This is a genomic window from Streptomyces sp. RLA131 (genome assembly GCF_056270125.1).
In genome coordinates this window covers 1,663,627-1,675,944 of sequence record NZ_JBWDOQ010000002.1, presented here as the reverse complement: position 1 = coordinate 1,675,944, position 12,318 = coordinate 1,663,627, and the positions used below count along the sequence as shown (strand labels likewise).

General features: G+C 73.0%; 12 protein-coding genes. 7 read left to right on the top strand and 5 right to left on the bottom strand.

Annotation, left to right across the window (positions count from 1 at the left end; all coding sequences use genetic code 11):
- Positions 1-43: 43 nt before the first annotated feature.
- From RWE79_RS08590 to mshC, 3 genes are all read left to right on the top strand, one after another.
- A complete protein-coding gene (locus RWE79_RS08590; protein ID WP_475945685.1) occupies positions 44-640 on the top strand; it encodes a DUF3090 domain-containing protein in 597 nt (198 codons plus the stop codon).
- Entirely contained in the window at positions 598-1,485 is an 888-nt protein-coding gene (locus RWE79_RS08585; RefSeq protein ID WP_475939421.1) for an SCO1664 family protein, read from the top strand. The genes RWE79_RS08590 and RWE79_RS08585 overlap by 43 nt, the downstream gene beginning before the upstream one ends.
- Before the next feature lie 309 nt (positions 1,486-1,794).
- Positions 1,795-3,024, top strand: a complete 1,230-nt coding sequence (gene mshC, locus RWE79_RS08580) for a cysteine--1-D-myo-inosityl 2-amino-2-deoxy-alpha-D-glucopyranoside ligase (RefSeq protein ID WP_475939420.1) — start codon at positions 1,795-1,797, stop codon at positions 3,022-3,024.
- 65 nt (positions 3,025-3,089) lie between these two features.
- Here the strand turns inward: mshC and RWE79_RS08575 are convergent, their stop codons facing one another.
- Both RWE79_RS08575 and RWE79_RS08570 read right to left on the bottom strand, forming a co-directional pair.
- Entirely contained in the window at positions 3,090-4,049 is a 960-nt protein-coding gene (locus RWE79_RS08575) for a PAC2 family protein (RefSeq protein ID WP_475939419.1), read from the bottom strand.
- A gap of 178 nt (positions 4,050-4,227) precedes the next feature.
- Positions 4,228-5,271: a glycoside hydrolase family 18 protein gene (locus tag RWE79_RS08570; RefSeq protein WP_475939418.1), complete on the bottom strand. Its 1,044-nt coding sequence runs from the start codon at positions 5,269-5,271 to the stop codon at positions 4,228-4,230.
- A gap of 175 nt (positions 5,272-5,446) precedes the next feature.
- On the opposite strand from RWE79_RS08570, the gene RWE79_RS08565 reads away from it, so the two are divergent.
- Together RWE79_RS08565 and RWE79_RS08560 are read left to right on the top strand one after the other, a co-directional pair.
- Positions 5,447-6,763 (top strand): L-fuconate dehydratase, encoded by a 1,317-nt coding sequence (locus tag RWE79_RS08565; RefSeq protein WP_475939417.1) that lies wholly within the window; start codon positions 5,447-5,449, stop codon positions 6,761-6,763.
- Positions 6,760-7,533 carry an SDR family NAD(P)-dependent oxidoreductase gene (locus RWE79_RS08560; RefSeq protein ID WP_475939416.1) on the top strand — a complete coding sequence of 258 codons (774 nt, stop codon included), beginning with the start codon at positions 6,760-6,762 and terminating at the stop codon, positions 7,531-7,533. The genes RWE79_RS08565 and RWE79_RS08560 overlap by 4 nt, the downstream gene beginning before the upstream one ends.
- A 67-nt stretch (positions 7,534-7,600) precedes the next feature.
- On the opposite strand, the gene RWE79_RS08555 is transcribed toward RWE79_RS08560, so the two are convergent.
- Positions 7,601-8,272 (bottom strand): FadR/GntR family transcriptional regulator, encoded by a 672-nt coding sequence (locus RWE79_RS08555; protein WP_475939415.1) that lies wholly within the window; start codon positions 8,270-8,272, stop codon positions 7,601-7,603.
- Positions 8,273-8,479: 207 nt separating this feature from the next.
- Between RWE79_RS08555 and RWE79_RS08550 the strand changes: the two genes are divergently transcribed.
- On the top strand, positions 8,480-9,052 hold the full coding sequence (locus RWE79_RS08550) for a GNAT family N-acetyltransferase (RefSeq protein ID WP_475939414.1): 573 nt from the start codon (positions 8,480-8,482) through the stop codon (positions 9,050-9,052).
- Positions 9,052-10,059: a hypothetical protein gene (locus RWE79_RS08545; protein WP_475939413.1), complete on the top strand. Its 1,008-nt coding sequence runs from the start codon at positions 9,052-9,054 to the stop codon at positions 10,057-10,059. The genes RWE79_RS08550 and RWE79_RS08545 overlap by 1 nt, the downstream gene beginning before the upstream one ends.
- Here the strand turns inward: RWE79_RS08545 and RWE79_RS08540 are convergent.
- Positions 10,024-10,281 carry a hypothetical protein gene (locus RWE79_RS08540; protein WP_475939412.1) on the bottom strand — a complete coding sequence of 86 codons (258 nt, stop codon included), beginning with the start codon at positions 10,279-10,281 and terminating at the stop codon, positions 10,024-10,026. The genes RWE79_RS08545 and RWE79_RS08540 overlap by 36 nt on opposite strands.
- A gap of 40 nt (positions 10,282-10,321) precedes the next feature.
- Positions 10,322-12,298, bottom strand: a complete 1,977-nt coding sequence (locus RWE79_RS08535; protein ID WP_475939411.1) for an APC family permease — start codon at positions 12,296-12,298, stop codon at positions 10,322-10,324.
- Positions 12,299-12,318 lie beyond the last annotated feature (20 nt).

Sequence of the window (12,318 nt, the reverse complement as noted above, 5' to 3'; positions counted from 1 at the left end):
GTAGGGTGGTGAGCCTGCACGAGTGACAGAAACGGAGCGGGAAGTGCCGCGTCAGGTGTTCCTCTACGACAAACCCGACCGGTTCGTGGCCGGGACGGTCGGCCAGCCCGGCCAGCGCACGTTCTTCCTGCAAGCCACCGCCGCCGGCCGGACCACCAGCGTCGCCCTGGAGAAGACCCAGGTCGAGGCGCTGGCAGAACGGATCGACGAGCTGCTCGACGAGGTGGTCCGCCGCACCGGCGGCGCGGCCCCGGTGCCCGCCGTCGCCCCGTCGGAGATGGCCGACACCGCCCCGCTGGACGCCCCCGTCGAGGAGGAGTTCCGGGTCGGCACGATGGCCCTGGCCTGGGACGGCGCCGAGGAGCGGATGATCCTGGAGGCCCAGGCGCTCGTCGAGGTGGAGCCCGGTGACGAGGAGGACCTCGAAGCCGCCGAGGAACTGCTCCTCCAGGACGACGAGAACGGCCCCCCGCTGCTCCGGGTCCGCCTCACCGGCGCCCAGGCCCGGTCCTTCGCCAAACGCGCCCTGGACGTGGTCTCCGCCGGGCGCCCGCCGTGCCCGCTGTGCAGTCTGCCCCTGGACCCGGAAGGACACGTATGCCCGCGTCAGAACGGGTACCGGCGGTCGGCGACGGCCTGACGGCGGAGCTCGACCTGCTCACGCACGGCGAGCTCACCGTGCGCGGGCGGGTGCGCGACGCGTCCAACGCGGTGCTCTACTGCGCCGTGGAGTACCAGGGCCGGCAGTCGGCGTGCGTCTACAAGCCCGTGGCCGGCGAACGGCCGCTGTGGGACTTCCCCGACGGCAATCTCGCCCGGCGTGAGGTCGCCGCGTATCTGGTCTCCGAGGCGACCGGCTGGGGGCTGGTGCCGCCCACCGTGCTGCGCGACGGGCCGTACGGCGAGGGCATGTGCCAGCTGTGGATAGAGACCCCGGCCGAGAACGGCGAGAACGGCGACGGCGAGAACGGGAACGACGGCGACGGTGAGGGCGGCCTGGGCGTGGACGGCCTGCTCGCCCTGGTGGAGGGCGAGGAGCCCGGCCCCGGCTGGAAGGCCGTCGGCTTCGCCGAGGTCGGCGAGGGCCGCACCGCCCTGCTCGTGCACGCCGACGACCAGCGGCTGCGCCGCCTGGCCGTGCTGGACGCCGTCATCAACAACGCCGACCGCAAGGGCGGCCACCTCCTTCCGACGACCGGCGGCCACCTCTACGCCATCGACCACGGCGTGACCTTCAACACCGAGCCGAAACTGCGCACCCTGCTGTGGGGCTGGGCCGGCGAACCCCTCGACGACGAGGCCCGCGCCGTCCTCACCGGGCTGGCCGACGATCTGGCCGACGGTCCGCTCGCCGCCCGGCTGGCGGATCTGGTCACCCCCGCCGAGCTGCTGGCCCTGCGCGAGAGGGTCGCCGCCCTCCTGGACACCGGCCGCCACCCGGTGCCGAGCGGGGCGTGGCCCGCCATTCCCTGGCCGCCGATCTAGGGCGTGTTGCGAAAGTAGCGCCGTCCGCCCGCAGGGCGGGCTCCGCGGCGTCTGGTGCGTGCGATCGCAAGGCGGAGGGTCGTCCTCGTACTGGACGTACTTGGATGATCCCGACAACGCGGCGAGCGTGCGTGCCAGGCGTCGTGGAGCAGGCGGGACTTTCGCAACACGCCCTAGGTCCGAGGACGAAACCGCCACCGGCCGGAACCGGCTGATACACAGCTCGCAGGATGCCGCAAGGACGTGTATCACCCCCATCACGGTGGCCGCGGTCGTTTTGCTGGTCAGGCAGCCGGTTAATCTCATGACATGCATGCCTGGCCCGCTTCCGACGTCCCCGCCCTTCCGGGCAGCGGACGCGACCTAAGCCTCTACGACACCGCGACCGGCGGCCCGGTAACCCTGGAGCCCGGTCCGGTCGCCCGCATCTACGTGTGCGGGATCACTCCCTACGACGCCACCCACATGGGGCACGCGGCCACCTACAACGCGTTCGACCTCGTGCAGCGCGTGTGGCTCGACACGAAGCGCCAGGTCCACTACGTCCAGAACGTCACGGACATCGACGACCCGCTCCTGGAGCGGGCGGCGCGGGACGGCGAGGACTGGACGGGGCTCGCGGAGCGCGAGACGGACCTCTTCCGCGAGGACATGACGGCCCTGCGGATGCTTCCCCCCGCCCACTACATCGGCGCCGTCGAGGCCATTCCCGGGATCGTCCCGCTGGTCGAGCGGCTGCGGGACGCCGGAGCGGCGTACGAGCTGGAGGGCGACGTCTACTTCTCGGTGGAGTCGGACCCGCACTTCGGCACGGTGTCCAACCTGGACGCCGCCGCGATGCGCCTGCTGTCGGCCGAACGCGGCGGCGACCCGGACCGCCCGGGGAAGAAGAACCCGCTGGACCCGATCCTGTGGCTGGCGGCCCGCGAGGGCGAACCGAGCTGGGACGGCGGCAGCCTCGGCCCGGGGCGGCCCGGCTGGCACATCGAGTGCGTGGCCATCGCGCTGGACCACCTGGGAATGGGCTTCGACGTCCAGGGCGGCGGCTCCGACCTGGCCTTCCCGCACCACGAGATGGGCGCCTCCCACGCCCAGGTGCTGACCGGCGAGTTCCCGATGGCGAAGGCGTACGTCCACGCCGGGATGGTCGCGCTCGACGGCGAGAAGATGTCCAAGTCCCGGGGCAACCTGGTCTTCGTGTCCCGGCTGCGCGGCAGCGGGGTCGACCCTGCTGCCATACGGCTCACCCTGCTCGCCCACCACTACCGGGACAACTGGGAGTGGACGGACGGCGTGCTCGCCGCCGCGGCCGAACGGCTCGGCCGCTGGCGGGCGGCGGTCTCCCGCCCCGACGGGCCGCCGGCCGACGGCGTGCTGGAGGAGATCCGCCAGGCCCTGGCCGACGACCTCGACGCGCCCTCCGCACTGGCCGCCGTGGACCGCTGGGCGGCCCTGCAGGAACGCGAGGGCGGTACGGACACCGGTGCGCCCGGCCTGATCTCCCGGGCGGTGGACGCGCTGCTCGGCGTCGCGCTCTGAGGCACCGGCCGACAGGCCCACGCAACGGCGCCGCCGTCCCCTTCCGGGGCGGCGGCGCCGTGGTGTTACCGGTCTTCGTCGGGCTCGTCGTCGTCCGGTTTGGTCTCGCGCGGCGGCTGCGGGCGGTCCCGCAGATAGGGGCCGTCCATCGGCTCACCGCTCTGCGTGGCGTGGCCGGGGGAGCCGGGTTCGCGGCGCCGCAGGTAGCGCTCGAACTCGCGGGCGATGGCCTCGCCGGAGGCCTCGGGCAGCTCGGCGGTGTCGCGGGCCTCCTCCAGGCTCTGGACGTACTCGGCGACCTCGGTGTCCTCGGCGGCCAGCTGGTCGACGCCGACCTGCCAGGCGCGGGCGTCCTCGGGCAGCTCGCCGAGCGGGATGCGCAGGTCGAGCAGGTCCTCCAGGCGGTTGAGGAGGGCCAGGGTCGCCTTGGGGTTGGGCGGCTGGGAGACATAGTGCGGGACGGCCGCCCACAGGCTGACGGCGGGGATGCCGGCGTGCGTGCAGGCCTCCTGGAGGATGCCGACGATCCCGGTCGGGCCCTCGTACCGGGATTCCTCCAGGTTGAGGGCGGCGGCCAGGTCCGGGTCGGAGGTCACCCCGGTGACGGGGACCGGGCGGGTGTGCGGGGTGTCGCCCAGCAGGGCGCCCATCACGACCACCATCTCCACGCCCAGCTCGTGAGCGAAGCCCAGGATCTCGTTGCAGAACGACCGCCAGCGCATGCTGGGCTCGATGCCGCGCACCAGCACCAGGTCGCGCGGCTTGGGGGTCTCGATGCGGACCACGGACAGCCGTGTGGTGGGCCAGGTCACCTTCCGTACGCCGCCGTCCAGCCAGACCGTCGGCCGGTTGACCTGGAAGTCGTAGTAGTCCTCGGCGTCCAGCGCCGCGAACACCTCACCCTTGAACTCCCGGTCCAGGTGCCCGACCGCCGTGGAGGCGGCGTCCCCGGCGTCATTCCAGCCCTCGAACGCGGCCACCATGACCGGGTCGATCAGCTCGGGCACACCCTCGAGCTCGATCACCCAGCGCCTCCTTCCGGCCGGAGAGGGGACCTTCGCCGCCCCCACCGGCTGCCGTACCTGCCGAACTTCGTCATTTCGGTCCGCTTCCGCGTGCGGCACCAGCCTAAGGCTTCCGGGGGCCGGTGCCGCAGCCCTCCTACGGGGATGATCCCCATCGTCATCTCACGTACGCGTCCGGTCACGTCTTGCCCCACGAAGAGCGGTATGCGGCCCAATCCTCCTCGGTCGCGGTGAAATCGATATAGAGGGCGAGGCCGAAACGTTTCCGCTCCGGGTCGTGCCGGCCCAGCCCCAGCCGGGCGCCGCGGACGGCGGCGCCGACGGTCTCGGCGGAGGGGTGATGGCCGTTGGTGTGGGTGTGGTACGCGGGCAGGCCGATCAGCAGATCCGTCCCGGCCGGGACGGCTTCGAGGGCCAGGGCGGTCTGGTGCGCCACGGAGCCGCCGAACAGGCTTTCCAGCGGCATCCAGCTGTCGTACGCCATCACCGCGACCTGGTCGACGCGCCGGGCGACCTCGCCGAAGTACCGCTGCGACCAGTACTTGTGGACGGCGGAGTGCAGGGAGGGCAGCGGCTCGATCTGGTGCGTCGCCACCGACAGCGGGACGCCGCGCGCGGCCGTCATACGGTGGGTGGCGTCGAGGAGGGCCAGGAAGCCGCTGTCGCCCGAGTACATCGGCTCCAGGTCGAAGTGGACGCCGTCGAAGCCCGCGTCCAGGACCTGCCGCGCGCTCGCCGCGACAGCGGAGCGGGTCGCCGCGTGGTCCGGACGGAGGCCGGGTGACCCCTGGTGCGAGACGATGTCGCCGAGCCACGCCTGCACCCGTACCCCCGGCAGCGCCCGGTGTGCCGCGCGGACCAGCCGGCCGGCCTCCGGGTAGAGCGCGGCGTCCAGGCTCCCGTCGTGCTCCAGCGGCCCCGTGTGCACGTACAGGTCCCGGATCCCGGTGCCCCCGAGGCGCTTCGCCAGCGCCGCGAGGTCCGCCGCGTCCCGGCGGCCGTCCACCCATGCGTGGCCCAGCCAGAGGGCATCCCGGCCGCGGGTGCGGCCCGCGCCCTCGGGATCGCCCGCGTACTCCAGGCGCAGGGCCGTGCCGGCCGCCGCCACCGGAACGAGTACGACCAGTACCAGCGTGAGGGCGCCCCGCCGCGCCCATCGCACGGCGGGGCGGGCGGTGCCCCTGTCCCGCCCCGCCCGCCGGGCGGAACGTTCCCGCACCATCCGGCGGACGGCCCGCCACCCTCGGGATCGCCCCGGTGGAGACGTCGATTCTCGGTCAGACATCCGATCCTTGTTCCCCTCGTCGTCACCAAACCCTGGACTTCGCCCTTGGGTTCGGTCTATACATCGGATGTCCAGCAAGTCATCCGATGAATCCCCCAGCGGAGCGTGACATATGAGTCCGACCATCACCGGGGTCGAGGTGATCGACGTCCGATTCCCCACCTCGGAACAGCTGGACGGCTCCGACGCCATGAATCCCGACCCCGACTACTCCGCCGCCTATGTCGTGCTCCGCACCGACGCCCCCGGCCAACTGGAGGGCCACGGCCTGTGCTTCACGATCGGCAGGGGCAACGACGTGGTCGCCGCCGCCGTCCGGTCACTGAGACCCTACGTGCAGGGGCGGACCGTCGGCAGCGTGACGGGTGATCTTGGCGGGCTGTACCGCGAGCTGACCCACGACTCCCAACTGCGCTGGCTGGGACCGGAGAAGGGGGTGATGCACATGGCCGCCGGCGCCGTCATCAACGCGGCCTGGGACCTGGCCGCCAAGGAGGCGGGGCAGCCGGTGTGGGAGTTCCTGGCCTCGATGTCCCCCGAGGAGATCGCCGACCTGGTCGACTACCGGTACCTGAGCGACGCCCTGACCCGCGACGAGGCCGTGGCGATCCTGCGCGCCGCCGAACCGGGCCGGGCGGAGCGCGCGGCGCGGCTGCGCGAGCGGGGATATCCGGCGTACACGACCTCTCCCGGCTGGCTGGGCTACACCGACGACAAGCTGACCGGGCTGGCGAAGAAGGCCGTCGCGGACGGCTTCACCCAGATCAAGCTCAAGGTCGGCGGCAGCCTCGACGACGACATCCGCCGGATGCGGCTGGCCCGCGAGGCCGTCGGCCCCGACATCCGGATCGCGGTCGACGCCAACCAGCGCTGGGACGTGGCCGCCGCCATCGAGTGGATGACCGCCCTCGCGCCCTACGACCCGTACTGGATCGAGGAGCCGACCAGCCCCGACGACATCCTCGCGCACGCCGCGATCCGCGCCGGGCAGCCGGTGAAGGTGGCCACCGGCGAACATGTCGCGAACCGGGTGGTGTTCAAGCAGCTGCTCCAGGCCGGGGCGGTGGACTTCGTGCAGATCGACGCGGCCCGGGTCGCGGGGGTCAACGAGAACATCGCCATTCTGCTGCTCGCCGCCAGGTTCGGGGTGCCGGTCTGCCCGCACGCGGGCGGCGTCGGACTGTGCGAGCTGGTGCAGCATCTGGCGATGTTCGACTATGTCGCGGTGTCCGGGAGCTGGGAGAACCGGGTGATCGAGTACGTGGACCATCTGCACGAGCACTTCACCGACCCGGCCGTGGTCACCGGCGGCCGCTACCGCGCCCCGGCCGCGCCCGGGTTCTCCGCCGCCATGCACGCGGAGTCCGTCGCCGACCACCGCTACCCCGAGGGCCCGATCTGGCGGGCCCGGCTGGAGGCCCGCCGATGACCGACCTCACAGGAACCGGCGCCCTCGTCACCGGCGGCGCCTCCGGGATCGGCGCCGCCACCGCGGCCCTGCTGCTGGCACGCGGCGCCCGGGTCGCCGTCCTGGACCGCGATCCCTCCTCCGCCCCGGCCGGGGCCCTGCGCCTCAAGGCCGACGTCAGCTCCGACGAGACCGTGCGGGCCGCGGTCGCCGCCGCGGCCGCGGAGTTCGGCGGGCGGCTGCACATCCTGGTCAACAACGCCGGGATCGGCGCGGTCGGCACCGTGGAGGACAACGCCGACGACGAATGGCACCGGGTCCTGGACGTCAACGTCCTCGGCATGGTGCGCACCTCCAGGGCGGCGCTGCCGTATCTGCGGCGCGCCGCGGCGGACGGGCACGACGCCTCGATCACCAACACCTGCTCCGTCGCGGCCACCGCCGGGCTGCCGCAGCGCGCCCTGTACAGCGCGACCAAGGGCGCCGTGCTGTCCCTGACCCTGGCGATGGCCGGCGACCACGTCCGCGAGGGGGTCCGGGTCAACTGCGTCAACCCCGGTACGGCGGACACCCCCTGGATCGGCCGGCTGCTGGACCTGGCCGACGACCCGGCCGCCGAGCGGGCCGCGCTCGACGCCCGTCAGCCGATGGGCCGGCTGGTCCGCCCGGAGGAGGTCGCCGCCGCCATCGTCTATCTCGCCGGGCCCTCCGCCGCGAGCGTCACCGGGACGGCGCTGGCGGTGGACGGCGGTATGCAGGGACTGCGGCTGCGCCCGGCGACACAGGCGTAGGCCGGGGGCCGGGGGAGGGGCCGGGGAGGGGCCGGGGCGGCCGGGGCGGTCCGTGGCGGGCTCCCGCTCACAGCGTCGAGCGCAGCCACTGCTCCACGCTCGCGATGTGCACCGTCGCCCACGAGCGCGCGGCCTCGGCGTCCCGGTCGCGCAACGCGCCCAGGATCGCCCGGTGTTCGTGGAGGGTGCGGCTCACGGCGTCCTCCTGGGTGAGCCCGCGCCAGACACGCGCCCGGGTGGTCGGGCCCGACAGTCCGTCGAGCAGCGAGCACAGCACGGAGTTACCCGACCTCTGCACGATGCTCCGGTGGAACTCCAGGTCGGCGGCGACCAGTTGCTCCACCGAGGGCCGCTCGCCGAGCGCGTCGAGCCGCGCGTCCAGCGCGTCCAGTTCGGGGCCGGTGATCCGGGTGGCGGCCAGCGCGGTGGCGGCCGGCTCCAGGATCCTGCGGACGGCCAGGAACTCCAGCACCGTGTCGTCCCGGTGGAAGTCCACGACGAAGCTCAGCGCCTCCAGCAGGAGCTGCGGGTCGAGGCTGGTGACATACGTGCCGTCGCCCTGCCGTACGTCCAGGATCCGGATCAGCGACAGCGCGCGGACCGCCTCGCGCAGCGAGTTGCGCGACAGGCCCAGCCCGGCGGCGAGTTCGCTCTCCCGGGGCAGCCGGTCGCCGGGGCGCAGCGCACCCGAGACGATCATGCCCTTGATCTTCTCGATCGCCTCGTCGGTGACCGCCATGAGCGGCCTCCTTCCCCTTGTTCCGCGCCAGACCTCCGATGTATCGGCCATTATGCCCCCGGGTCCCGCCCGGCGAGTGCCCGGTCCGATCAGCCGGCCCGTGCGGACCCGGGTACCGGCTCAGCCCGCCACCACCACCACGACCACGACCACAGCACCGGTGAAACTCCTTGGACAACGGCCGCGCACGGCTGCTTCCGTGGACGTATGACTTCCATGTGGACGGGGCAGCGGGTGCGGCTGCGGGCGATAGAGCCGGGAGACTGGGAGCGGTTCCGGGAGTTCGACGAGGACACCGACGTACAGCGCGACGGATGGATGGTCCAGCCGCCGCGCTCCGACGAGGGGTACAAGGCCTGGGCCAAGGAGCGGGCGACGGCGGAGCGCAAGCCCGGCGACGACGCCTTCGCGCTGGGCGTGGAGTCCCTGGAGGAAGGGCTGCTCGTCGGCGAGGTCAGCACCCACGGTGTCGATCTGCCCGCCGGACGCTTCGCGTACGGCATCGCGCTCGGCCCCCGGTACCACCGGCGCGGCTACGGCTCGGAGGCCGTACGGCTGCTGCTCGCCTTCATGTTCCACGAACGCCGCTTCCACAAGTGCGAGGCCACGGCCTGGTCCTTCAACACCGGCTCCATCGCCTTCCACCGCGGACTCGGCTTCCGCGAGGAGGGCCGGCTGCGCGACCACGACTTCGCCAACGGACGCTACTGGGACGAGGTCCTCTTCGGGATGACCGCGCAGGAGTTCGACAAGCTCCACCCGGGACCTATCCTGGCCTGATGCTGAGGGGGACATGGCTGGGCGGCACGGTCGCGCTGACGCTGGGCTGCTACGCGGCCGCCGTCGCGCTCGCCCCGGCGGGCACGGCCCGGCCGGTGCCGGCGCTGGGCGCACTGCTCTTCCTGGGGACGTCGGTGCATGTGGCCACCACCGCCTGGTTCTGGACCGTGCCCGAGGTACGGCGCCACATGCTGGCCCGGCGCGGGCGGTACGTCCTGGCGCCGCTGGTCCTGATCGTGTGCGCCGCCCTGGCCGCCGCCGCAGCGCCGGCCGGCACCTTCGTCTGGCTGCTCCCGGCCTTCCTGGCCTGGCAGTTCTTCCACTTCCAGAAGCAGAATCTGGGCCTGGCCGCGCTCAGCGCCACCGCCTTCGGCGCCGGCCGCCTCACCCGCGCCGAACGGCTGGCCGTCACCGCCGCCGGGCTGGCCGGCATCGCCGCCCTGCTGTCCCGGCCCGAACTGCTCCAGCTCACCGTGGACCTGCGGCTGCGCTTCCTGTTCCCGGTGGCGGCGCTCGCGTACGCGGCCTCGGTCGGCGCGGGCTGCGTGCTGCTCCTGCGCCGGCCGCCCGGCGCGGCCTTCGCCGCGGTGTACGGGCTGTCGCTGCTGTTCTTCCTGCCGGTGTTCCTGTTCACCTCGCCGTACGCCGCCGTGGCCGGCCTCACCGCCGCCCACGGCTACCAGTACCTGCTGATCATGGCGCTGGTCGCGGGCGGCGGCCGCCGAGGCCTGTCCCGGCTGGTGAGCCTGGCGCTGCTGCTCAACATCGGCCTGCTGCTGGGTGTCGCGCTCAACCTGGCCTCGCATCTGCACGACTCCACGCCGGCCGGGCGGGCGCTGTACGGGGCGTATCTGGGCGCGGTGATGGCCCACTTCGTGGTCGACGCCGGGCTGTGGCGGCTGCGGGACGAGTTCCCGCGCCGCTTCCTCACCCGGCGTCTGCCGTATCTCCTCGGTGCCGGCGGCGGCCCGTCAGCCCCCGCCGCAGCCGCCGATCGCGCTCACTGACGGCGCGACCAGGATCACCAGGCCGACCGCCACCACGCCCAGGACCAGCAGCACGATCAGCCCCCCGAGCAGCTTGCCCCGGTTGCCGCCGGTCCCGTCGGACGGGTGCTCCCCGGGCCCTCGCGGGTGTTCCTCGCCGGTTGCCCCGAACGCCGCCCCGAACAGCCACTCGTCGTCGGTGTGCGCGTCCGTATACGTCTCCGCCCCCGGTGCCGATGCCATCGCGTCCCCCCTCTGTTCTCACCGCATGATGGGCTCGTCGTCACTGCGACGCAATCCCCGCGCCGCCGGTTCCCCGGACGGCCTGCTGGACGTCGAAGGGGATGATGGTGACCGCCACGTCCGGCAGGTGGTCCAGGGCCCTGGCCAGGACCTCTCCGGTGCCCGGGTGCAACAGCCGCCCCAGCAACGGGGTGTAGGTGCGGCGCGGCACCAGCAGCGTCATGGCGGTCTCGCCGTCGGCCGTGCACCGCAGGGCGAGTTCGGCGACGGCGTGGTGCAGCCTGCGGTCCGGGCAGTCGACCAGTTCCAGGGACACACTCACCGCCTCCGCGGCCTGCCAGCGCGCGGCGAGCCGGCGGGCGCGCGGCTCGTCGACGACGATGTGCACCGCCCGTACGTCGTCGGGGTACAGCGCGTGGGCGTAGCGCAGCGCGTTGAGGACGGCCAGGTCGAGGCTGTCGACCAGGACGCAGACCACATGCCGCCGCCACGCCGGGCGGTCGTCGGCCCTGGGGGGCAGCGCGCTCAGGACGGCGGCCTCGGCCCGGTACTGCCGGTTGATCCGGATCAGCGCCCACACCCCGAGCGGGAAGACCACCACGACCAGCCAGGCACCCTCGGTGAACTTGGTGACCGCGAAGATCAGGACGACCGCCGCAGACACCACCGCGGCCGTGGCGTTGACCGCGATCCGCCAGCCGCGCCCCGGCTCCCGGCGGCGCCGGTGGTAGGTCATCAGCCCGGCCCCGGCCATGGTGAACGCGGTGAAGACGCCGATCGCGTACAGCGCCACCAGGCGGTCCACGCTGGCCCCGGTGACCAGCAGCAGGACCAGCGAGACCGCCGACAGGGTGAGGATGCCGCCGGAGAACGCCAGCCGGTGGCCGCGCCGGGTGAGCCGGCGCGGCAGGAAGCGGTCCTCGGCGACAAAGCTGGCGAGGTACGGGAAGCCGGTGAAGGGGGTGTTGGCGCCGGTGTAGAGGATCAGGGCGGTCGCCAGCTGCACATAGACCAGGCCCACCATGCCCAGCACCCCGCCGCCGAAGACCAGCCGGGCCTCCTGGGCGATCACCGTCGGTGTGCCGTCGCTGTACGGGACCGCGTGGGTGGCGTGCGCCAGCAGGGAGACACCCAGCACCAGAACGCCGAGCACGCAGCTCATCGTCACCAGGGTCCGCCGCGCGTTGACGCCCTGCGGCTCGCGGAACACCGCGATGCCGTTGGAGATGGCCTCCAGCCCGGTCAGTGACGAACCGCCGTTGGCGAACGCCCGCAGCACCATGAACACCGGGACCCCGTACAGCCATCCGTCGCCGGGCACCCCCAGCGGCACCACCCCCGGCGCGGTCAGGTCGGCGTGCGGCAGCCCACCGGTGAGCCCCCGTACGACCCCGGCCAGCATCATCAGCCCCACCGCGCCCATGAACAGATAGGCCGGCAGTGCGAACGCCCGTCCCGCCTCGCGCATCCCGCGCAGATTCCCGTACGCCAGGACCAGCACCACCCCGACGCTGATCGGCAGCTGGTACGGATCCAGGCCGGTCCAGCCGTCGCCCAGCAGATGGGCCAGCGAGACGATCGCGTTGGTTCCGGCGGACACCTGCACGGCGACGGTGACGACATAGTCGACCAGCAGGGCCACCGCCGCGATCTGCGCGATGTCCGGCCCGAAGTTCTCGCGTGCCACGACATAGCTGCCGCCCGCCCGCGTGTAGATCATCACCACGTCGCTGTAGCAGAGCGTCAGCAGCACCAGCACCAGCAGGATCGCCCCGGTCACCGGCAGCAGCAGCGAGAAGGCCGCGGCCCCCGCCACCGGCACCAGCACCCGCAGCATCTCCTCCGACCCGTACGCGGACGAGGAGATGCAGTCCGAGGCCAGTACCCCGAGCGCGGTGCGGTTGCCGAGCTTCTCCGTGGCGATCCGCTCCGAGACCATGGGCGGCCCCAGCAGCCGCAGCTTCAGACGGTAGGAGAGCGAGTCCGCGAGGACGGTGTCCGTGGTCGTGGGTGGCATGCCCCCAGGACAGCGGGCCG